The 22,092-nt window shown below is 54.9% G+C and carries 23 protein-coding genes; 11 read left to right on the forward strand and 12 right to left on the reverse strand.

Annotated elements, in window-relative coordinates:
• A partial coding sequence (mutS, locus tag V6C07_RS10535; protein ID WP_333536432.1) for a DNA mismatch repair protein MutS occupies nt 1–1,736 on the forward strand: 1,736 nt, incomplete at its 5' end.
• Nucleotides 1,729–2,139, forward strand: coding sequence for a DnaJ family domain-containing protein (locus V6C07_RS10540; protein WP_333536434.1), 411 nt, complete (start codon nt 1,729–1,731; stop codon nt 2,137–2,139). The genes mutS and V6C07_RS10540, both read left to right, overlap by 8 nt.
• Nucleotides 2,140–2,353: 214 nt before the next feature.
• Here V6C07_RS10540 and V6C07_RS10545 read toward each other — a convergent pair whose 3' ends face one another.
• The 4 genes from V6C07_RS10545 to rimI form a co-directional block, all read right to left on the reverse strand.
• On the reverse strand, nt 2,354–2,959 hold the full coding sequence (locus V6C07_RS10545) for a Smr/MutS family protein (protein ID WP_333536436.1): 606 nt from the start codon (nt 2,957–2,959) through the stop codon (nt 2,354–2,356).
• A 566-nt stretch (nt 2,960–3,525) separates the two neighbouring features.
• Nucleotides 3,526–3,918 (reverse strand): preprotein translocase subunit SecG, encoded by a 393-nt coding sequence (gene secG, locus V6C07_RS10550; protein WP_333536477.1) that lies wholly within the window; start codon nt 3,916–3,918, stop codon nt 3,526–3,528.
• A 53-nt stretch (nt 3,919–3,971) separates the two neighbouring features.
• Nucleotides 3,972–4,739 (reverse strand): triose-phosphate isomerase, encoded by a 768-nt coding sequence (gene tpiA / locus V6C07_RS10555; RefSeq protein WP_333536438.1) that lies wholly within the window; start codon nt 4,737–4,739, stop codon nt 3,972–3,974.
• 17 nt (nt 4,740–4,756) lie between these two features.
• Nucleotides 4,757–5,230, reverse strand: a complete 474-nt coding sequence (rimI, locus tag V6C07_RS10560) for a ribosomal protein S18-alanine N-acetyltransferase (protein WP_333536439.1) — start codon at nt 5,228–5,230, stop codon at nt 4,757–4,759.
• Between rimI and V6C07_RS10565 the strand changes: the two genes are divergently transcribed.
• Entirely contained in the window at nt 5,229–5,744 is a 516-nt protein-coding gene (locus tag V6C07_RS10565) for an NUDIX hydrolase (RefSeq protein WP_333536440.1), read from the forward strand. The genes rimI and V6C07_RS10565 overlap by 2 nt on opposite strands.
• Before the next feature lie 60 nt (nt 5,745–5,804).
• Here the strand turns inward: V6C07_RS10565 and V6C07_RS10570 are convergent, their stop codons facing one another.
• The 3 genes from V6C07_RS10570 to V6C07_RS10580 form a co-directional block, all read right to left on the reverse strand.
• Nucleotides 5,805–6,590 carry an inositol monophosphatase family protein gene (locus V6C07_RS10570; protein WP_333536441.1) on the reverse strand — a complete coding sequence of 262 codons (786 nt, stop codon included), beginning with the start codon at nt 6,588–6,590 and terminating at the stop codon, nt 5,805–5,807.
• 204 nt (nt 6,591–6,794) lie between these two features.
• A complete protein-coding gene (locus tag V6C07_RS10575; protein ID WP_333536442.1) occupies nt 6,795–7,820 on the reverse strand; it encodes a rod shape-determining protein in 1,026 nt (341 codons plus the stop codon).
• A gap of 2 nt (nt 7,821–7,822) precedes the next feature.
• Nucleotides 7,823–8,863, reverse strand: coding sequence for a GAF domain-containing protein (locus V6C07_RS10580; protein WP_333536443.1), 1,041 nt, complete (start codon nt 8,861–8,863; stop codon nt 7,823–7,825).
• A 274-nt stretch (nt 8,864–9,137) separates the two neighbouring features.
• Between V6C07_RS10580 and V6C07_RS10585 the strand changes: the two genes are divergently transcribed.
• Genes V6C07_RS10585 through V6C07_RS10600 form a run of 4 tightly spaced genes read left to right on the forward strand, consistent with a single transcriptional unit; the run spans nt 9,138 to nt 13,667 of the window.
• Nucleotides 9,138–10,856: a hypothetical protein gene (locus tag V6C07_RS10585; protein ID WP_333536445.1), complete on the forward strand. Its 1,719-nt coding sequence runs from the start codon at nt 9,138–9,140 to the stop codon at nt 10,854–10,856.
• Nucleotides 10,853–11,611, forward strand: coding sequence for a 16S rRNA (uracil(1498)-N(3))-methyltransferase (locus tag V6C07_RS10590; protein ID WP_333536446.1), 759 nt, complete (start codon nt 10,853–10,855; stop codon nt 11,609–11,611). Before V6C07_RS10585 ends, V6C07_RS10590 begins: the two co-directional genes overlap by 4 nt.
• Entirely contained in the window at nt 11,608–12,831 is a 1,224-nt protein-coding gene (locus tag V6C07_RS10595; protein ID WP_333536447.1) for a replication-associated recombination protein A, read from the forward strand. The genes V6C07_RS10590 and V6C07_RS10595 overlap by 4 nt, the downstream gene beginning before the upstream one ends.
• Nucleotides 12,832–12,833: 2 nt before the next feature.
• Nucleotides 12,834–13,667: a lysophospholipid acyltransferase family protein gene (locus V6C07_RS10600; RefSeq protein WP_333536449.1), complete on the forward strand. Its 834-nt coding sequence runs from the start codon at nt 12,834–12,836 to the stop codon at nt 13,665–13,667.
• A gap of 149 nt (nt 13,668–13,816) precedes the next feature.
• On the opposite strand, the gene V6C07_RS10605 is transcribed toward V6C07_RS10600, so the two are convergent.
• From V6C07_RS10605 to V6C07_RS10620, 4 genes are all read right to left on the reverse strand, one after another.
• Nucleotides 13,817–14,170, reverse strand: coding sequence for a hypothetical protein (locus V6C07_RS10605; RefSeq protein ID WP_333536450.1), 354 nt, complete (start codon nt 14,168–14,170; stop codon nt 13,817–13,819).
• 348 nt (nt 14,171–14,518) lie between these two features.
• Entirely contained in the window at nt 14,519–15,994 is a 1,476-nt protein-coding gene (locus tag V6C07_RS10610; protein WP_333536451.1) for a DUF438 domain-containing protein, read from the reverse strand.
• 199 nt (nt 15,995–16,193) lie between these two features.
• Nucleotides 16,194–16,514, reverse strand: a complete 321-nt coding sequence (locus tag V6C07_RS10615) for a cupin domain-containing protein (protein WP_333536452.1) — start codon at nt 16,512–16,514, stop codon at nt 16,194–16,196.
• A 419-nt stretch (nt 16,515–16,933) separates the two neighbouring features.
• Nucleotides 16,934–17,395 carry a pyridoxamine 5'-phosphate oxidase family protein gene (locus V6C07_RS10620; RefSeq protein ID WP_333536453.1) on the reverse strand — a complete coding sequence of 154 codons (462 nt, stop codon included), beginning with the start codon at nt 17,393–17,395 and terminating at the stop codon, nt 16,934–16,936.
• 186 nt (nt 17,396–17,581) lie between these two features.
• Between V6C07_RS10620 and pdxR the strand changes: the two genes are divergently transcribed.
• The 4 genes from pdxR (at nt 17,582) to V6C07_RS10640 (ending at nt 20,929) form a co-directional block, all read left to right on the forward strand.
• The gene (pdxR, locus tag V6C07_RS10625; RefSeq protein WP_333536454.1) at nt 17,582–19,006 is read left to right on the forward strand and encodes a MocR-like pyridoxine biosynthesis transcription factor PdxR; all 1,425 of its coding nucleotides are present in this window, start codon (nt 17,582–17,584) and stop codon (nt 19,004–19,006) included.
• 89 nt (nt 19,007–19,095) lie between these two features.
• Complete coding sequence (locus tag V6C07_RS10630) at nt 19,096–19,698, forward strand: bifunctional transcriptional activator/DNA repair enzyme AdaA (protein ID WP_333536455.1); 603 nt, start codon at nt 19,096–19,098, stop codon at nt 19,696–19,698.
• 45 nt (nt 19,699–19,743) lie between these two features.
• Nucleotides 19,744–20,244, forward strand: a complete 501-nt coding sequence (locus V6C07_RS10635) for a methylated-DNA--[protein]-cysteine S-methyltransferase (RefSeq protein ID WP_333536456.1) — start codon at nt 19,744–19,746, stop codon at nt 20,242–20,244.
• Nucleotides 20,222–20,929, forward strand: coding sequence for a DNA-3-methyladenine glycosylase family protein (locus tag V6C07_RS10640; RefSeq protein ID WP_333536457.1), 708 nt, complete (start codon nt 20,222–20,224; stop codon nt 20,927–20,929). The genes V6C07_RS10635 and V6C07_RS10640 overlap by 23 nt, the downstream gene beginning before the upstream one ends.
• Nucleotides 20,930–21,444: 515 nt before the next feature.
• Here the strand turns inward: V6C07_RS10640 and V6C07_RS10645 are convergent.
• A complete protein-coding gene (locus V6C07_RS10645) occupies nt 21,445–21,954 on the reverse strand; it encodes a nitroreductase family protein (protein ID WP_333536459.1) in 510 nt (169 codons plus the stop codon).
• Nucleotides 21,955–22,092 lie beyond the last annotated feature (138 nt).

Here is a 22,092-nt window from a genome sequence, read left to right on the forward strand (position 1 = left end):
ACGACATGGAGCGCCTTTCCACGCGCATCAGCCTCAATCAGGGCAGCCCGCGCGACTTTATCGCGCTGCGCAACAGTCTGGCTGCCCTGCCGCAGGTTTTTGCCGCTCTTACCGGCCCCACAACATCCCTCATGCTGCGGCCTGACCAGGAAAGCGACGCCCAAGAAAACCCCTCGCAGGAAAACCGCGCCACGCAGCCCCGCGCCCTGGCCGAACTTCTCAAGGCCTGGGATACGATGGAGGATTGCACACAACTTTTACAAAGCGCCCTGGTGGATAATCCGCCTCCGGTCATTACTGACGGGGGACTTTTCAAAAACGGTTATAACGCCGAGCTGGACAGGCTGCTGGATCTGGCCGAGCACGGTGAGCAGAAGCTGCAGGCCATGCTGGCCCAAGAGCAGGCAAGCACGGGCATCCCCAAGCTGAAACTAGGCTATAACCGTGTTTTTGGCTATTATTTTGAAGTATCACGGGCGGCCCATAGCGGCACAATGCCCTATCATTTCATTCGCCGCCAAAGCCTTGCCAATGCCGAACGCTTTACCACCGAGGACCTTAAAAATCTTGAGGAAGAACTGCTTTCCGCTTCTGACAAACGCAAGGCACTGGAATACAGCCTGTTTCAGGATCTGCGCCAGCATATGTCAAACCAGCGGGAACGTGTTGCCCACATGGCCCAGCTTATAGCGCACCTGGACTACTGGCAGAGCCTTGCGCAGGTGGGCCGCCTCAACAACTGGTGCCGACCATATCTGGAAAGCGACGCCAATCTGACCATCCGTGAGGGCCGTCATCCGGTGGTGGAAGCCATGATCGGCCGCGCCAACTTTGTTCCCAACGATTTCAGGCTGGATGAAAAACGCCGCCTGTGCCTGCTTACCGGCCCCAACATGGCGGGCAAATCCACCGTATTGCGTCAGGTTGCCATCATCTGCCTGCTGGCGCAGATGGGTTCAATGGTTCCGGCCACATCGGCCCGTCTCGGCCTTGTGGACAGGCTTTTTTCCCGTGTGGGCGCTTCTGACAACCTGGCTCAGGGTCAGAGCACCTTTATGGTGGAAATGATGGAGACTGCGCGCATCCTGCGGCAGGCCACAAAGCGCAGCCTCATTATCCTGGATGAAATCGGACGCGGCACCAGCACCTATGACGGTGTCGCTCTGGCGTGGGCCATGGTGGAAGACCTGGCCCGCCGCGCCCAAGGAGAGTTGCGCACCCTTTTCGCCACACATTATCACGAGCTTACGGCCCTTGAAGGTCGTGTTGACGGTGTTTTTACAATGAACATCGCCATCAGCGAGTACAACGGCGATATTCTTTTCCTGCACAAGCTCGTTCCCGGCCCGGCGGACAGAAGTTACGGCGTTGAGGTGGCCAGGCTGGCTGGCGTTCCCGTTCCCGTGGTGCAACGTGCCAGAGCTATCCTGGCTAACCTGGAGCGCGGGCGCGATATGGCGCGCAAAGCGGTCGTTTCCGCCGTGTGCCTGCCCGGCCTTGACCTGCCTGAAGCCAGCCCCGAAGAAGAAATGCCTGTTCTACATGCGGCTCCTCCGCGCTCCGAGCATCCTGTGGTAGAGTTGCTGCGCCAGTTGGAACCGGAAGAATTAAGCCCGCTTGATGCCCTTAAAACTCTTATGGAATGGAAAAAACTCTGGGGCGCACAGCCGGGCAGCGATACCGCACAAAGCGAAAATCCCCACAAGGGACGCGGGGAAGAAGGCAGCCGTGGCTGACGGCAATCCGTGGTCCGTCCTCCAGTTCATTGCCGAACGGCGCATTGAAGAAGCGCAATCACGTGGGGCCTTTGACAATTTGCCGGGTCAGGGGCGTCCTCTTGAGCTTGAGGATACAAGCCATGTGCCGGAAGACTTGCGCATGGCGTACAAAATTCTCCGCAATGCCGGCTACTTGCCCCCGGAGTTGGCGGAACGCAAAGAGTTGAACCGCCTTGTTGATCTGCTTTATCAATGCGAGGATGAGCAGGAACGCGTACGGCAGATGCAGAAACTGCAATTCATGGTTGTACGCACCCGTATGCGCTACCAGCGCCATATGTGTATTGAGCAGGATGATCCTTATTACGACAGGCTGCTGGACAGAATCTGTGCCGCGGGCAAACAAAAAAAGATATTTTAGACGTACGTGGTTTGATGTGCCGCGACGGCTGCATCGCACCGGACAATTTAGAGCAGATTAACTTTGAGAATATACATTCTCAAAGTTTAAGGCACGCTCACTTCGGCGTTTAATTGCGCAGATAAACTGCGCTTACGCCTCCGTAGCGAACGTCTGCTCACGCAGACGCCAGAGCAATTTCAAAGTGAAATTGCTCTAGCGCGGCCAGAAAATGCTAATACAAGTCGGAATCCGCTGGCAGTCGCTCCCAGTAAATACGCCCTTTTTTGCGATATTTGCGCAACAGCACATAAACGCTGCCCGGCCCGCCGTCATGAGCCTGTGCGGTACAGAAAGCCAGCACTACTCTTTTGAGCGGTTCCTGGGTCAGCCAGATTTGCAGCTTTTCGCGCAAGATGCCGATGCCGTCAGGCGAGTTGCGCCCGCGCCCCGGAACAACCAGCACAGTGCGCAGTCCCTTATACCAGCTGCCACGTAAAAAGCCGCGCAAGGCTTCAAAAGCCTGTACGGCGTTAAGCCCGTGCAGATCAAGGTGTCCTTCCGGGCTGAGAGAACCTGCCCGCAGCTTGTTCATTATCATCTGGTCAAGCCCGACCACATGTCCTTCAATGTATTCGTCAGTAAAGGACAGGGCAAATTCCAGCTTGCCTTCCATAAAGTCCTGCAAGCCGAGCTGGCCTTGCGGCGGTGGAGAGCCTGCCTCAGGAGCGGGGGCAATATCACGGCCACGGCCCTGAAGGGGTTGCACCTGCCCCATGGCCTGCATGAAGACGGCGTCTTCATCCGCATCCCGGTCCGAGCCCGTGTTTTCAGACGCCATATCTCTGCAAGCCCCCGGTTCTGCACAGGCATGTCCAGGCTTGACTGCATGGTTTTTCATAAAAGCTCTCCCCGGCCCGCTGGCTGGCTGAGCTTCTTTTTTTTGCAGGGAAGGATTTTCCTGTGTTGCGGCGCAGGCGGGCGATTCTTTTTTATTTTTTTTGACTGTGAGCTTTTTACCCGGCAAAGCACAGTGCTCTTCAAGCAAAAAGGTGCCGGGCTGTTCCACATCTTTCGGCTTTCTTTTTCCACGGCCCTTTTCCGGTGCGCAGACCTGACCGACAGCATGCAAAAAAAGTTCACAGTCTTCGGCATCCGCGCCGTCATTTCCTGCTGTGGTCCGACCTTTATGCAGATTGGCGCGGCTGATGCGGCGTGATCTTTCCTGGCTGACGCTTTTTCCCGGTTGGCGTTTTTTGTCTTTATCCGGAAATTTTTCGGCAGCAAGAGAACGAAAAGGATTTTCTCCAAACGAGTCTGAACCGGTCACATGCCACCTCCTGCAAAAAACTGCCTGTAAAAAAAGCCGCGGCGTACCGCGGCTTTTCAATCCGATTGAGAGAGGGTCTATTGCCCTGCAGGCGCTGCCGGAGCCTCGGCAGGAGCGCTCTGGTTTTCAGCGGGCGCTGCCGGGCTTGTCTGAAGCGGCTCAGCCTGCTGTGCCGGAGCCGGAACCGATTTCGGCGCAACGGGATCTTCAATTTTCACGTTGAGAATGGTGGATTCGCTGCTGGGGCGAGAGCTGCTCACATAGGTGTAGCTCAGCGAAGTGATGACAAATATCACGGCCATAAGCGTAGTCAGCTTGGCAAGTATGCCGCCGGCGCCGCCGCTGCCGAAAACAGAAGTATTGCCTCCGCCGAAGATGACGCCCATGCCCTCCTTGCCCGACTGCAGGAGCACAAGGATAACAAGCAACACGCATACAATGATATGCAGCGTAAGAATAAGAGTCTGCACGTATTCCTCCTCGCCGTCCGGCCACAGCCCGATGGCGCGCCAGAAGTTGGGCATCAGGCCCCGATAATTTGTAAGAAGCTTTGCGCCTCTAAAGAGGCTCCTCCTACCAAAAGACCATCCACATTGTCAAGGGCGATAAGCGCTCCGGCATTATCAGGCTTAACGCTGCCGCCATACAGAATAGGCAGTTTTTTGCCGGAATCCCCCACAAATCTTTCAAGCAGGGTCCGTGTAACACCGTGCGCCTCGCGCACTTCACCGGGGCCAGCCACCTTGCCCGTGCCTATGGCCCACACAGGTTCATAGGCTATCGCCAAACGTCCCGGCAGGCTTTCACCAGACATTCCGTGAGGTCTGGCCTCAAAGAATGCGGTCAGCTGCCGTTCAAGCACGGCATACAGGCTGCCCTGCTCGCGCTCTTCAAGCTTTTCCCCGATGCAAAGCATGGTTTTGAGGCCATGACTAAGGGCAAACACCGCTTTGCGGGCCACAAGCTCATCGCTCTCGCCAAAAACATGTCTGCGTTCGGAATGCCCCACAAGAACCCACTGCGCTCCAACATCACGCAGCATATCAACAGAAATCTCGCCCGTAAAAGCGCCTTCAGGCGCGGGATAAAAATTCTGCCCGCCCACGGCCAGAGCTTCTTTACCGGCAAAAGCACGAACCACGCTTTCAATGGCGGTAAAAGGCGGGAAAACCACCACTTCGCGTCCCGCAGGCAGAACTTCGGGTAAAGCGGCCGCAAGCTCGCCGGCGGTTGTGGCGGCCTGAGTACGGTCTTTATACATCTTCCAGTTTGCAGCAATAATCTTGTGCATACATACCCCTTGCGGCGTTAAAGCTGACAGGAATTCAGCTCGCACTGGTAAATAAGGGCGTCTTCACCCGTATCGGCATAATACTTGCGTCGCAGGCCGACACGTTTGAAGCCGCAGCGTTCGTACAGGCTAATGGCTGGCGTGTTGCTATCCCGTACTTCAAGCAAGACTTTATGCATATCCATTTTACGCGCCAGACGCAAGGCAACACGTAAAATGCGCAAGCCGTGTCCCTGCCGCCTCAGGCAGGGGCGCACCGCCAGATTGAGTATTTCCAGCTCGTCTTCTGTGTGGTAGATGGAGATATAGCCCGCAAGCGTTTTGCCGTTGCTCAAACCAAAGGCGGCAAAGGCTTTTTGTCCGAAGGCGGCGCGGCATTGCTCTTCGGACCAGGGCAGAGTAAAACATTCCCGCTCAATGACGGCCATTTCAGCCGCATGCCGTACCTCAAGCCGCAGCATGCGCCATACTGGCCCCGTGGATATACTCATGAAAACAATCCCTTATAGCGGACTAAAAAATTCTGACCACTACCTTGAAGTGGTGGACGGCGAAAACAGGCCGTTGTGCATCATGCCTGACGAGGATGTTCTCCGTCAGCGCCTGCCGCACCGCGCTGTGGCCTTGCTTGTGCGCGACAAAAATGGACACGCCCTGCTGACTCGCAGCGGTCAGGGTTGGTGCTTTTCGTCGCATGGCCGTGTTCCGGCTGGCATGTCGTGCGAATGCCGCGTTGGGGAGCTGCTGCTCAACCACTGGGGGCATGAGGGAAAACAGGTTTCTGCCCTTGGGCTTATTCCCCCAGGCCCTGAAAATGACGCGACATTCCTGAACCTGTTTACGGCCAGGCTGCCGCGCGCCATCATTGCCGTCAGGGCCGCCGACCGGGACCGTCATCTGTTGGTGGACCGTGATGAGCTGAAGGGGCTGGGGACGCATTTTGGAGACCTGCTTTCCCCCCTCATGCGCGCCGCCATCCAACGACAGTATTTTTTTTCGGTATGAACCCGCACCCCACCATGTTCTTGCGCGGTCATCCATAAAACTGCCGGATCAAGACACTCGTCAGTTGGTCGGGCTTAGCAAGTCCACGGCCAGGGCATGCAGCCGCCCATTGCTGGCAAGCAGAGGTTCGCCAAACTGTAACGGATCACCGTTAAGGTCACTCACCCGGCCGCCCGCCTCTTCCACCAGAAGCATGCCCGCGGCGTAGTCCCAGGGCTTAAGGCCGGCCTCGTAAAAAATATCCAATTTGCCGCAAGCCACGTAGGCAAGATCAATGGATGCCGCGCCGATGCGGCGCACCCCCTGGGCAATGGGCAACACCAGGGCAAGGCGCTCCATAACTTCAGGCAAACGTGTGGCAATGTCATAGGGAAAGCCCGTACCCACAAGGGCATCGCTCAGGCTGTCTACTCCACTGACAGCAATGCGGGAATCGTTGCAAAACGCGCCATGCCCGCGCGCCGCCCAGTAGCAACGGCGCAGCATCGGCACGTTCACAATCCCAAGCTCAACCCGCCCCTGATGCCATAAAGCCACGGATGTGCCGACCTGGGGAATGCGGTGTACGAGATTTGTCGTGCCGTCCACAGGGTCGATAATCCAGCAGGTATCCTTGGGGGCGGAATCTTCCTGACTGCTTTCCTCTGCCAGAAAACACGCTTGCGGCACAAGGTCAGCGAGTTTTTCCTTTAAAAAATTTTCAACGGCCAGATCTGTCTGGGTTACCAGATCAATACTGCCTTTATGCCGAACATTGCTCGGCTGAAACCAATGCTCGCGCACGATCTCGCCGCTTTGCAGCACAATGTCTACACAGCGTTTGAGAATGGGGTGAATATCAATCATGGCAAATCCTTGGGCATGGAATGAGGGCATAGCCGTCTGCCGGACGCTCCGGCGCAGAACACAATGAAAAGAAAATACAGCGGCTGCCCTTGGAGCATTTTCACTTTGAAACTGCTCTGCGACGGCGTGAGTAAGCGCAATTTGTTTACTCTGTTAAGCGCCGAAGTAAACTTTGAGAATATCCATTCTCAAAGTTAATCTGCTCTAATTGATAAAGACGGAGCGGTAGGTCTCCCGGTCAAGCATGGCCCTGGCCGTGCCGCGCAGCACTGTGGTAAGCGGGTCTTTGTCCACAAAAACCTTGAGGCGCGTTTCACGGGAGATATACTGGTCAAGGCCCTTGAGCAGGGAACCGCCGCCGGCCATGAGCATGCCGTTGCGGTAAATATCCGCCGCCAGTTCCGGAGGCGTTTTTTCAAGGGCGCGCAGCACAACCTCCAGAATGGCCTGTACTGGCTCGCGCAACGCTTCGCGGATATGGGCTTCGGTCACTTTAACCACGCGGGGGCAGCCGCGCACCATATCCTTACCTGAAACTTCAAGAATGGGCGCATTGGGCATGGGCATGGCCGAGCCAATGATTTTTTTGACATTTTCGGCGGTATTGTCACCCACTTCCATGCGAAAGGCATCGCGCATAAAGCGCTGTACCGCCAAATTCATGGTGTCGCCGGCCACACGCACGGACTGGGAGTTGGCAACGCCCGACAGCGTGATCACAGCCACCTCGCTTGTGCCGCCGCCAATATCCAGCACAAGGTTGCCCAAAGGCTCATGGATGGGCAGGTCAGCCCCTATGGCCGCAGCCATAGGCTCTTCGATCATGGAAATGTCAACAACTCCGGCCAGCATGGCGGAGTCGATGACAGCTCTTTTTTCAACCTGGGTGATACCGGTGGGAATGCATATGGTCATGGACGGCCTGACCAGGCGCAGACCATTAACAGCCTTTTGCACAAAATACGAAATCATGGCCCGGGTAACGTCAAAATCCGCGATAACGCCATCCTTCATGGGCCGAACGGCGCGAATGCTCCGGGGCGTGCGCCCGATATATTCCTTGGCGGCAGCGCCCACAGCCAGAACTTTACCCGTACCCGCATCAAGAGCCACTACCGAGGGCTCGTTGACGACAATGCCATGCGCCCTGGTGTAAAGCAGCGTGTTGGCCGTACCCAGGTCCATGGCGATGTCTTTGGACAAAAAGCGGAAAAGACGCCGCAAAAACATGGCTAATATTCTTTTTCAGGCGGCATGGGGGCATTGTCCGGGTCGTATGCCTGGGGGCCGTTACTGTGTACTCTGGCCTTGGGCAGCATGCCGCGAAGGCGAACCTTGAGGTACAGGTTTTCAAGAAACAGGGCCAGATGGTCAACAGCCTGGCGCACAAAACTGCGCATGGACTCATCAATTTGCCGTGGCTGCGTATGCGCCAGGCACAAAACGCCGCGCGTGCTCTTATTGATCATGACCGGCATGCAGATGGCAGCCTGAAAATCCGGCATGTCGGGCAGCTTGCCAAAAAGTACGGCCGAGGGCGCGCCTTCCACACCTTCGGCCATGACAGGCTGGTCATTGCGAAAAACCCAACCCGTTATGCCGCTGCCCATAGGCAAGATCAGCGGTTCTTCCTGTCCGTCAAGCAGCAGTCGTGCAGACTCGGCTTCCACGCAGTAGGTTTCGCCCGGCGTATCGACAGAGGCAAAGGCGCAGTAGTCAAAACCGGTGGCTTCCACCATAATGCGCAGGTAGTTTTGCAAGAATTGCGGCCAGCGTTTATAGCGGAAGCGTAAATCCTGGATAACCCCCAGCTCCACAAAGTAGCGCGGGATGTCTCCGGCAAGGTCCTGACGGCCCCTGCTGCCCTGCTGGCGGGCCACAAGCTCGGCGAACATCTGAAGAATCTTGTGATCCTTGTCGGAAAAAGAGTATTGCCGCTTGCTGTCGACGCACAAGGCGCCCCCCGTAGGCACGGGGCAGCCCATGAAGGCCTTGATGGACGCTTCTTCTCCACCGGAGTAATAGCCAAGATTGCTCTGGCGCTGATCAAAGTTTGGCACGAGCAGAGGCTGGCGATTGCGCACAATCCAGCCAACCAGCCCCTTGCCGGGCAGCACGGTGGCATTGCCGCCGACTTTGTCGCCCAGGCTGAACGAGGCGGCCAAATGATGCAGATCGCCTTCTTCATCGGGCAGGAAAAGTACAACGGAATATGCGTCAAAAACGCTGCAAACGATACTGAGTATATGCTTTTCCAACGTGTTTTCAGTCATGATGATGCGGGTTTTATGGTGAAGCGGGCTGGCCGCATAAATATCTGAGAGGCACACTCCTTGTAGCAAAGCGTACCGCCCCCGGCAACTGCTTTTGCGGCGTTTCAAGGCAGAGAGCGGATGGCTTACAGGGAAAAACAAGCCAGTTTCGGCCATTCTGAAACAGGTGCAGGTGGCCCCCCTGGCGAAAAATGCTTATTTACCTGTAGGGACTACTGGAATTATTTTTAAAATAAGTATAAAAAATTAAAAAATCAGGTATCGGGATGCGCGGATGATAAAATGGCAAGAGGTCTTCAGCAAAAATGGTTACCCCTGGAAGGACGCAAGCTGCCTGTCCGCTCCAGTGACCATAAGCGACCTTGCGTCACTCAAGCATTTTCTTGATGCCGTACACATACGTTTTTGCCTGGTAAAACCCTACCAGGAAAATAAAAACTACCCGGTTGTCGAAGGGCGTGAGCTTTTGCCCTCTTTTGACAACGACATGTTCGAATACAAAGACCTGCCTGGCTTTGCCATGGTGGCCTTTGCCCGCCAGCTTGATTACTTTTCCGAAATATTTCAGTTCGACAAGCTGCACCCCGTCATAACAGAAGGCGAAGGGGCCTGCTGCCCGCTGGAAAACCAGGTTATGGGGCAGAACCTGCAAACCCTTGCCTCCCGCCTGCCGCGCATGCATCAGGAAGTGTTTCGCCACCAGTTCCGCTCCACGGACACGGTGCTGCTTGAAAACTACCCGGCCCTCATGCCCTATCTGCTCAATATGGACAGGGCGCAGGTTCTTGCATGGGATGCGGACAACCTGTTTCACCTTGCGGGAATTTTTGCCTCTTTTCCTTCCGACATTGACAGCGAGCTCAAGCGCTTCGGCATCCGCATAGGCAAGTTTGTCTATGGCGACAGCGACATTTACGAACGTAACCGCATGTTTGTCTATCAGTACCTTATGGAGCTTTACGGCTTTCCCATTGTGTCTGAGCGGCGCACGTCCAGCGCGCTCTTCTCCCGAAAGCTCCACAAGATGGGTGAACATTTTCTTTTGCGCGTTCTCGGCCAGACAGACAGAACCATCACCACGTATACCGCCACAGGGGAAAATTTGCGCTATCCCCTGCTGGAAAAGGTTGCGCTGGTGGCTGTGGACGCCGACCATGACGAAGCGCTTGAAATTATCGACCGCGACGGCTTTTTTCTCGACAAGCCCCGGCGCGTGGTCATCTTGCGTGTAAGATACCGCCAGCACAGCTTTGATTCCAGCAACGTGCGTCAGGACCGCGCCCTTTCGGTGGTGGCCCAGGAGGTTCTGCACCCGCTTACCGGCGAACCGCTCAAGGGACTGAACCTTATCAAAGACACCTCAAACATGTTTTTGCGCCTTAACGACATTGTGCGGGGCGAATTTACCGGGCGCATCATCTACAAGCGCACCGAGGTGGTGGAAAATACCGATACCCACGAAAAGCGCCTCAAATTTTTGTACAGCTGGCTCACCAAGCATCAGCGCCGCATGATCAGCTACAGTGACGAATTTTTTTCAAATGTCAGCAAGGTGCTGTGCAACTACCTGTACTCACCAGACAATGACGAGGTATTTGACGGGCTGCGCGAGCTTTATCAGGATGTCTGCACACGCTTCAGCTATATCCAGCAAGCCAGGCGTGTGCGCATTCTTGAAGACCTGTGCGGCCGCACCTGCAAGGGAGTGCACATCACATACCGCCAGATGATGAGCGAAACGGTGGCCCTGCTCAACGAACTGAAATTCGAGATTGTCAACTTTTTTCCGGCGCTGGTTGATGCTGTTATTGACTGCGTTGAAAAAATTTTGCGAGACCGCTACCTTCAGCGTCAATATCTGGAGCAGCCGGAAGACAGCCTTACTCCTGCCGGACTGGAAATTCGCAAGAACTACGGACGCCTCGTCTCCCTTCAAGACGGCTTCAAGGCCGTGCGCAAGGCGAGAACGGGCAAGGAAAATATTATAGCATGAGTTTAGCTTTTTTTTACCTTGCTCCTGAAAAATGGGGAAAGGAAGTTTGTCTTGAAGATCAGGAAGCCCGCCACCTGAGCCAGGTTTTACGTCTTGGTCCCGGAGATGAAGTGGGCCTGCTGGACGGCCGGGGCCGCAAAGGCCGCTTTATTGTACGCAAGACCGGCAAGAAAAATGTTCATCTTGAATGCCTCAATGAAGAACATCTGCCGCTGCCCACGGCGCGGGCGGTCATTGCCCTTGCTTTCAGCAAGGCCGTACGCCGGGGATTCTTTATGGAAAAAGCCGTGGAGCTGGGCGCGCACGGTATATGGCTCTGGCAGGGAGATCACAGCCAGGGCAAGCTTTCAGCCGCCGCCACAGAGGCATGCCAGGGGCAGCTTGTGGCCGGGGCCAAACAGTGCGGCAATGCCTGGCTGCCGGAAATGCGCGGCCTCACCAATGGCGTTGATGAACTGGCGGCTCTTGCCGCCGGGGCAGATCACCGGATTTTACCGTGGGAGGCACAGGACAATGTACCCATGCTTACTCCCGCCCTGGCAGGCCAACCGGGCCTGAGCGTGTATGTCATCGGCCCCGAAGGCGGCTTTTCATCGCGCGAGCTTGACGTGCTCAAGCATTCCGGCTTTATTGCCGTAAGCTTGGGGAACCGTGTGCTGCGCTGCGAAACGGCGGCCACCCTGTGCCTGGGACTGCACTGGTGGGCCTCGCAACTGCCTGAAAAAATGTGCTCCAGCGAGGAGTCCGGGACATGAGTGTGAGCAAGCCGCTGCCCGAGCGCATGCGTCCGGATGATCTGGCTCTTTTTCTTGGGCAGACCCATCTTGGCAGCCGCCTTCGTTCCCTCATGCAGGCCAAACGCTTGCCAAGTCTGCTGTTTTTTGGCCCCCCTGGGTGTGGAAAATCCACGCTGGCTCTTTTGCTCGCCAAATCCACTGGCAAGACCTTTCTGCGGCTGAGCGCGCCCGAAGCGGGGTTGCAACATTTGCGGCGGTCGCTTTCAGGCGTTGAAATTCTTGTGCTGGACGAATTGCACCGCTTTTCCAAGGCGCAGCAGGATTTTTTTCTGCCTCTGGTGGAATCGGGTGAACTGACCCTGCTGGCAACCACCACGGAAAATCCTTCCTTCAGTGTGACGCGGCAGCTTCTTTCACGCCTGCATGTGCTCCGTCTGCGTCCTCTGGGACGCACGGAACTTGTGGAACTCGCGCGCCGTGGCGCGGCGGATCTGCAGACAGAAATGCCCGATGACCTGGCCGAGCTTCTGGCGGGAGTGGCCCACGGGGACGCGCGTACCCTGCTGAATCTGGTGGAATACGTGGCCGCCCTGCCCGCCGACTTGCGCGATATCGAGCACATCAAGGCCGCCCTGCCCGAAGTGCTGGTTCGCCACGACAAAGACGGCGACAACCATTATGAGCTTGCCTCGGCCCTTATCAAATCCATCCGTGGCAGCGATGTGGACGCGGCTCTTTACTATCTGGCTTGCCTTCTCGAAGGCGCTGAAGACCCCCGTTTTATCTGCCGCCGCCTTATTCTTTCCGCTTCCGAGGATGTGGGTCTGGCCGACCCCAACGCCTTGCAGCTGGCCGTGGCCTGTCAGCAGGCCGTGGAATTTGTGGGCATGCCCGAAGGCTTCATTCCGCTTGCGGAAACAGTGACGTATCTTGCACTGGCACGTAAAAGCAACGCCACATACGCGGCATATCTTAATGCACAGCGCGAGATCAAACTCAACGGTCCTCATCCGGTTCCCCTACACCTGCGTAATCCTTCCACGCAGTTGCACAAAGAATGGGGGTACGGCAAAGAATACAAATATCCTCACAACTATCCGGAATCCTGGATCCAGCAGACCTACCTGCCGCAAGAACTGGAAGGGCGGCGTTTTTATCAGCCACGCGACAACGGCGAAGAACCCCGCCTTACGCAATGGTGGCGCAAGCTGCATAAAATCAAAAAGACGGAAGATTAGGTATGCACCCTTATATTGAAGGCGAATTTGCAAAAAAATTTCTCACTGGCGATAGCTACACAAGCCAGGGAACACATACAGGCTTTTTTACCCGTCTGATGCCCTCGCTGAGCTTTTACACCCGCCTGTTCGGTGGCCCTTTGCGCTGGCTGTGCGCCAGGGCAGCCAAAGGAAAATGTGACGACAGTGCATGGGTACACGCCAGCGTGTGGGTTTCAGAACTCATGGAGCGCATCGGTTGCCCCATTGAGGTGCAAGGCATGAACGCCATTGAAAAAGTGGACGGCCCCTGCCTTTTTGTCGCCAACCATATGAGCACGCTGGAAACATTCATGCTGCCGGGCATGATACGCCCGCGCATGCCCGTGACATTTGTGGTAAAAAAGAGCCTGACCACCATGCCCCTTTTCGGGCCGGTCATGCGCTCGCGCGCCCCCATTGTGCTTGGGCGGTCCAACCCGCGCGAAGACCTTACCGCGGTGCTGGAAGGCGGCCTTGAGCGCCTGAGCAAAGGCATTTCCATCATTGTTTTTCCGCAAAGCACGCGCGCGCTCGCTTTTGACCAGCGGCATTTCAACACTATCGGCGTCAAGCTGGCCCGCAAAGCCGGAGTGCCGTTAATACCGCTGGCCCTTAAAACCGATGCCTGGGGCCAGGGTAAAAAAATCAAGGAACTTGGGCCTGTAAAACCAGGAATGCCCGTACGGTACTGCTTTGCCAGCCCCGTACGCATTCAGGGGCAAGGCAAGGAAGAACACGCCGCCATTTGCCGCCACATTGCCGAACACCTCGATAGCTGGCAGCGCATGGATGGCGTCAACGGCCAGACAGCCTGATGGGATCTCGCCCGCATCCGGCAGCAACAGCAACGGCCCGCCAGTATTTCCGGCGGGCCGCTTTTATGGAAAAATTTCAATAATACAATTAGAATATATTAGAACATTTTCACTTTGAAATTACTCTGGTGGCTGCGTGGGCAGACGCCCTAGCTGCCCTGCGCGGAAGATTCGGCTGCATCAAGTTTCTTTTGCAGGCGCTTACAGTACAAAGAAAAGAAAAAATTGGCGATGGGGCGGATGGAGATAACCGCAAAAAAAAGCAGAAAATACAGCAAAGAATCAATGAGCATCATGGGGGTTGAGCGTGCCTCAAAGCCCATGCCGCTTAAAAAGCCATGCAGTTTGAGAATGACGGCGCATATGCCAAAAAAAACACATATCCCATACATAAAGCATCTGTCTTTGGCTTTCCGTAACTGCTTGTCCATATCCTCTCCACCTTCGTAAAAATACACGGCCCTGCCCGGCATGCCCCATTTCTGGGCGTCAGAATATGACATAGAAAAACTTTCCACGCCAGCCCTGCCTTGCGGCTTTTCTGCGGCAGTCTGCCCCGCCGTTCTTGCGGAACAAAGCGTTTTACTCTGCCCGTATACATGGTCAAGGTAGCACCGCTCAGCAAAGTGCGGAGCAGGGATGGAGGGCGCTGTCGTCTTCACCATTTCAGCCAGTAGACTGAAACTGCGTGTGATGCCGTGTGATGTAGCTGCCATGACGCACATCGCCCCACGCAACCGCAAAACAGCCTTGCGTTCAAATTGTTTATGGCGGCAAAGGATTCCCCTTTGCCGCCATAAACCGTTGCAGTACAGAAAACTACAGAAAACCCTGCGCCGCTGCGCGGCTGATCATGTCCATTCAAGCAGACGCCTTTGTCCGGTCAGCGAACGAAGGTAGGTGGCGTCCTGTCCGACCTCGAGGCAGCCCAGGTATTCTCCCTGCTTATCCCGCAAAGCCAGATACTGGATGTGAATAAACTTTCCGCCAAGTTCCAGCCAGAATTCCGCCTTGTCTCTCTCACCTTTTTTAAAGGCTTCCAGTATTTCAGTAACCATGTGAACGGACTTGGAGGGATGGCAGTTTTTCACCTCGCGCCCGATGACAGCGGCGCTTCTGGGAAAAATCCGATGAGCGCTGTCAGAATAGTAGGCAACCCGGTCGTCAGCATCTACAAAACTTATATCCACAGGCAGGTTGCAAAGGATGGCGTCCACCACCTGCTGCGGCAAACGGCCGGTGGAAAGGTCTACAAGTCCTGCCTGCCCTGTTTCACGGCCTCCAGAGGATGCCTCCGGGGCAGCCCATTGGTCGCCCGGCACCACACCGAAGGAATAGCCGATTTCATCGTCGCCCCGGCGGCAGCGCCCCCAGTCAGCATCGGTCAACAACTGAAGGCTCATGGGAAAGAGAATATTTTCCTCCTTGCGGAACATTTCATCAACTTCATCCACAAGCTCTTTCACCGCCGTAGTGATGCCGCTTCGGTCGCCCGCATCAAACTGCTCCTGTGCCCGCCGGATCAAGCGCCTGATATCGTCATGCACTTCCCACATGACCTTGCCGGGGGCGCTCAGATCGTGCTGTTCAAGTAAGGGAAACAGCTGGTTTTCCTTGCGGACGTAATGGGTCTGTATGTCGGCCAGCTCCTGTGTCAGCGACTTGAGCCTGCCCACAGTGAAGGGCCACGATTTTTCACCATCGTCACCGGCGACCAGCGCAAGGGCGTCTTTGATTTCAGCAGTGAATTTTTTGGCCTGTGCGTTTTCCCTCAGGTAGGTATCCACCGGATGTCCGGGCGGAACCTGCGGCATCGCCTGCCCTTCCAACGCATTTTGAAACAGCGCCGCGTGCAGGTGACACATTTTTTTTATTTCCGTTTCCGGCATGCCTTCGTTAACAAGGCTCTGCTCAAGGGAGGCGATTTCTTCGGGGCTGATATCGCCCACGGTTTTGTTGAATTTTTCCTGCAGGGCCGCAAATTCCACACCGTCATGCAGTTCCTTGATGATTTCTTTGAGTTGCGCCAACCGCTGTTCCCGCGACGCCGTTACCGAAGATTTCGCCTGCCGTACCTCTGGCGGCGATATTTCTACCGGCTGCCCTGTTTGGGCCATGATCTCTCCTGCAATGAACAAGAGCAGGGCAAGCACATCCTCATTGCCCATGCCTGCGGCTTTTTCGACTGTGGCAATACGCCCCACAGTTTGCCGCAAAAGCGGATTTTTCAGCTTTTCAAAGCTGCTGTTATGCAGCGCCAACGATTCTATCAAAAAAGGATATTCGCTCGTCAGGGAGTGAATGGTCGTATCTTTTGTGAGCAACATAGACACCTCGGACGTTTCTGTGCTTGCGCGCGGCAATGCAGATCATGCGGAAGCGGCAGCCTTGGATGGAACCCAGAGCATTTTTACTTTGAAACTGCTTTGGCGACTGCGTGAGTAAGCGCAATTTATTCGCGATGTTAAGTGCCGCAGCGGGCATGCTTTGAACTTTGAAAATGTCCATCCTCAAAGTCAATCTGCTCTAGATAGGCGGCGTGATGGTCACCAGCAGGCGCATGCGCGACACAGCCTCAACCCCGTGCGGCTCACGAATTTCAGACACAAGGATATCCCCTGCCTTGGCGGGCAGCTTTGCATCGTCCGCCCCAAGGAAAAATCCCTCTCCTTCCAGCACCTGTATGGACAGTTCGCCGTCCAGGTCGTGCGAATGGACAGGAAAAGTCACCCCGGCGTCCAGGTTAAAATTTATCATCTTGAAATACGGCGAATCCTCCACAAGAAAAAACCGCTTCATGGCATTGGCCGAGAATTCTCTTGTTGATTCAAGCTGCAGTATCTTCATGGCTTTTCCTTCGCCTTTGCGGCTGTTGCATGTTGTGATCACGCTTGTCATCTTTGCTATACACAGACGGAGTATCTGATTCTGTGAGCATGCGCACAATTAATTGAAAATTTTTTTCACTCCGTAGTATTACGATATGCTGCGTCACTTCATTGTCAATAACCAAGAGGCATATTGACGATTTCAGCAGGCAATGGTCATGGCCGCGACAATAGCAGACGACCGCCCTAAGCCGCTTAAGCGTAAATAGAACATACTGTTACGCGCAAAATATAATGTTTGAAAAATTGTGTACCGTATTTTCAACGGCGCAACACTCTTCAGGCAGCAGCACAAAAAAAGCCCCCTGCCAGATGCTGAAGATCCGTACAGGGGGCATGACGACAAGTCCGGCGTAACCGCGCGGCCTATTGAAACCATTACGCAGGATAATATTTCCCCGTACAGGACAGGACATCCATTGCAATAACGCCCGTCATTTTGAGCATGGACTCAGGGTATGATCTCCCGGCATGGTGCGGAGCATACTTAGCCACAAAGGCGTCCAGAACGGCGAGCTTCAGCGCGGAGTCTTCGAGCAGGACGGCATTTCCTCTTATAATGACGCTTTCATAGCTGGTGTTGGTATCGCAGGGCAGTTTGTCAGCATGCACAAGGCCGAGCATCCTTTCCACCTCAAAGCCCACGCGGGCATCCTTTTTTATATTGCTCAGCTTTTCACCCACAGCCAAGCCGTGGATAAAGATTTTTCCCTCCCAAAAAACAAAATGCACCGGCGTGATATACGGAAAGCCGTCCGCCCCCGTGCTGGCTAGCCTGCCCACAGCTTCCGTGGCCAGCAGGTCGTGTATTTTTTCTTCAGCCAATGGATATTTCTTCATTCTTGTCTGCATAATTCCTCTCGGCTATGATATTTTGACCCTCTGCATAACAAAAAATACCTGCTGCTGAATAGGGACAGTTTTATCTTTTTTAACCTGACGCTTTATGTCCTTTCAACCGGAAAACAGAACCCGCGCCAGTTATGCACTCCGCAAGGCGCGACCTTGCGCACCGGAGAAAAAGTCATGTTATATCTGAATACCGCCGCTCGTGTTCCTCTCTACCAACAGCTTTATGAACAGGTAAAAAACGAAATTCTTGCTGGAGCAATGGTCCCTGACGCTCAACTGCCATCCATCCGTGCTATGGCAAAAGAACTTCAGCTTGGCAAAAATACGGTTGAAAATGCCTATGCACAACTTGTTCTTGAGGGCTATGTGCGCGTTCGCCCTGGCAGCGGGTACAAGGTGAACTCCGTATACCGCGACATGCATGCCGCCAGGCCCCTTCCCGTCGCTGCCCGCACGGACGCATCCGAAAAAGAAAATCCGGCATCACGGCAACGCATCGACTATGACTTCAATTACGAAAATCTGGATGCCTCTATCTTTCCCGCTGGGCTATGGCGCAGACTGATGGCCGACATTTTGTCGTCCCTTCAAAAAAACAGCGGCCAGGCTACAGATATGCACACCTATGCAGATGCCTGCGGCAGCCTGGCCCTGCGCAGCGAGCTGGTTTCGTATCTTTACCGCAGTCGAGGCGTTTGTTGCGCCCCCGAACAGGTGGTCATATGCAGCGGCCTGCAGCCCTCAATTCTTGCCGTCATGCGCCTGCTTCAGGATGAATGTGCTCTTGTTGCCCTTGAGGACCCCGGCTATGCAGGAGCCAGAGCGGCCTATGAATTTTTCAACGCAGCCACGCTTCCTGTTCCGGTAAAAAGCGACGGCATCGATATAGAAAGCCTTGCGGCGTCACCCGCCAGACTTGTTCACATAGCACCCTCGCACCAGTTTCCCACAGGCGTTGTCATGCCCATTGGCAGGCGTGTGAAACTTCTGGAATGGGCAAAGAAAAACAACGGCTTTATTGTTGAAGACGACTATGACAGCGAACTGCGCTATCACGGCAGGCCGGTTCCCTCGCTTCAATCCATCGACAAGAATGGCCGCGTCATCTATATGGGAACATTTTCAAAGGTACTTTCGCCAGGCATGCGCATGTCGTATATGGTGCTTCCTCCGTTGCTTGCAGACAGGTTCCGCTCTGTTTTTTCCGGTTTCCAGTGTACTGCCCCGTGGCTTGAGCAGGCGGTTCTGAGCCGCTTCATGAAACTGGGATACTGGGAAAAACATTTAAGAAAAATCTGTCTGCTCAAGAAAAAAAAGCACGACCTTTTTGTACATACGGTTGGCCGCCTGTTCGGCAAGCGTGTGCGTATACACGGCCACAATGCCGGTCTGCACCTTTTGCTGGAATTTCCCGCAGGACCGGACGAAACACGCCTTACGGCAAAAGCCGCCGCTTGCGGCGTTCGTGTGTACCCTGCTTCGCCTTTCTGGCAGGACAAAACACGCTGCCCTGCCAATTGCCTGTTTCTGGGCTATGGCACGCTGCCGGAAGCGGATATCATCGCTGCTCTGGGACGGCTGAAAAATGCATGGTTTTGACCTTTGCCCAGACAGGAATTACATCTTGAAAACGGGTAAGACGCATGCGTATGCCTGTGTTATGGCTTTGAAACAGGTGAGGTTTATATATGACAGAACTTTCTGATGCCACCATGTGGCGGGCGCTGTGTGACTGTGATCCGGCCTATGACGGACAGTTTTTTTATGCGGTAAGAACTGTGGGTGCTTACTGCCGCCCCTCATGCAGGTCACGAACGCCGTTGCGGAAAAATGTTTTATACTTCCACACAGCAGAGGAGGCGAAACAAGCCGGGCTGCGGCCCTGCAAACGCTGCCGTCCCGATCTGGACAAGCATGATCCGGCGGCGTTGCTTGCCGGGCAGGCCAAAAACCTCATTGACAGGCACTTCGGCAACCGCGCCCGCCTGAAATGTGAACTCGGACGGCTTGGCGTATCACAGAGTCATCTTGCGGTTATTTTTCGGCAGCAGTACGGCCAGACCCCGGCACAGTATCTCGGACAGGTTCGGGAGCGGCAGACCTGCGCGTTGCTGGAAAAAACAGGTATGCCCATCACAGACATTGCCGCGACCATCGGTTTTGAAAGTCTGACGTCATTTTATGCCTTTTTTAAAAAACAGACAGGCACAAGCCCCGCCAAATACCGTAAACAACGACAACATTCGGCAAGCGCAGGTGACGCGCGTGCTCGCCTTGCCGCGACACACTAAAAAAGTTCACTTCCGGCGCAATGCGCCGCCAATCGGAGCTACACCATGACAAATTTATGGTTTTACGCCTCCCCTATCGGCAAGATCGGCATAGCTGAAAAAAATGACGCCATCTGCCAGGTATTTTTCAGCACTGAGGCTCCGCCTGACGGCTTTGCGCTACAGAAAAGCCCGGTTATTGAACGGGCGGAACGCCAGCTTACGGAATATTTCTCGGGCAGCAGAAAAGAATTTGATTTGCCCCTGAATCTCGGCGGCACAGCATTCCAGACCACCGTATGGCAGGCGTTGCAGACCATTCCGGCCGGAGAAACGCGCAGCTATAAAGACATAGCCGTCATGATCGGCAAGCCCGGCGGCAGCCGCGCCGTCGGCATGGCGAATAACCGCAACCCGGTAGCCATCATCGTTCCCTGCCATCGTGTCATCGGGCAGGACGGCAGCCTTACCGGATATGCGGGTGGCCTTGCCGTCAAGCAATATCTGCTGGAGCATGAAAAAATATGGCAACCAGAGAAAGCCCATGCCCAATACACCTTATTTTGAATACGGCGAAAAAGAAAAATCATGGCTCAGGTCGCGTGATCCGGTTTTGGCCGCAGCTATGGACGAAATCGGTCATATCCGGCGCGAAATCACGCCTGACATTTTCAGCGCGCTTTTAAATTCCATCGTGGGGCAACAGATATCAACAAAAGCCCAGGCCACTGTCTGGAGGCGCATGCGGGAACAGTTCTGCCCTCTAACCCCGGAAAACCTGATGGGCATAAGCGCGGAGAGCTTGCAGACCTGCGGCATATCCATGCGCAAGGCCGTTTATATAAAAAACATTGCCGCGGCTGCCCTGGATGGAAGTCTCGATCTTGAGCGTCTGCCATCCATGACAGATGAGGAAGTCTGCGCACATTTGGTGCAACTGAAGGGCATAGGCGTGTGGACTGCGGAAATGATTATGATTTTTTCCATGCAGCGGCCGGATATCCTGAGTTGGGATGACCTGGCAATCCAACGCGGGCTGCGCATGCTGTACAGGCATCGTCAGATTACCCCCACGCTCTTTGCCAGATACAAAAGACGCTACTCCCCTCATGCCACCACTGCCGCCCTGTACCTGTGGGCCATTGCGGGAGGGGCCTGCGCCAACCTCAAAGACTGTGCGCCGCTGAAAAAGAAAACCAAAACGCCAAAAAAGCCGCCGGTCAAAGCGCAGAAAAACCAGGAACCGCGGTGACCGTGTCTGTGACATGTCGTTACACCGCCTGAACTGATGACGCACCACGGCGATGCTGGTTTTTACGCCGAGGAAGCTAGAGCAATTTAACTTTTAAATTGCTCGGACGGCTGCGTGAGCAGACGTTCGCTACGGAGGCGTAAGCGCAGTTTATCTGCGCGGTTAAACGCCGAAGTGAGCGTGCCTTAAACTTTGAGAATGTATATTCTCAAAGTTAATCTGCTCTAGGTGGCAAAGCGGCAGAGAGGTTTAGAGCAGTTAACGAATGAAATGAGTTAACTGCTCTGCAAGGATTTTCTTGAAAATCCTTGCCACGAAATGCGAGAAGGCAGGCTTTTGCCTGCCGTAAGCGAGCATTTCAAGTGTTAAATGCTCTAGCCGTTAAGCAGATATTTCAAGCGGTGAACGCTCCGGGGGCTGTTTCCAAATAAAGGCGGGCCGCAACGGACCATACCCGGAGCGGCCCGCACAAAAAACAGCGGAACTCTTATTTGCCTTCGGTAACAGGCGGTTGTCTACCAGCCGTTGTGATGAACCCTGTCCTCGCGATAGCGGTCAGCTTCGCCAAAGGGCTGTGCCGGATGCCCGGCGACAACCAGCGCCAGAATATTGATGTTCGCAGGAATTTTCAGCAACTGGCGGATAGGCTCTACCCTGTCTTCAAGCGGATGCATGCCGCACCACACCGTGCCGATATTCTTGCCGCGCGCGGCCAGCAGCATATTTTCCAGCGCGGCCGTACAATCCTGCTGCCAGTAGCGCGGCTCTTTGGCTTCGGCGGGGTCGGCGCAGACAACAATGGCAAGGGGCGCTTCGGCGGCCATCTTGGCATAGGGATGGCGGTTGGCTATTTCCGCCAGCAGGGTTTTGTCGCGCACAACAACAAAGTGCCAGGGCTGGCGGTTATGGGCGCTGGGCGCAGCCATTGCTGCCCGCAGCATGATTTCAAGGTCAGCGTCGCTCACATCTTCGGAAGTGAACTTGCGGATGCTGCGGCGTGTAAAAAGGGCTTCAAAAATGTCCATATGGCACTCTCCTGAAAAAGAACTGTCCCGCCGCTCCAGTATGCATCAGAACGCGTAAAAGAAAAAGCAGGCATATACCTTATAATACCGCATGCCGACAGCATTAGCGCATACGCACCGCTTTTCCCGTCACTCCTT

It is taken from the genome of Desulfovibrio sp. 1214_IL3152 (assembly GCF_036763055.1).
Lineage (GTDB): Bacteria > Desulfobacterota > Desulfovibrionia > Desulfovibrionales > Desulfovibrionaceae > Desulfovibrio.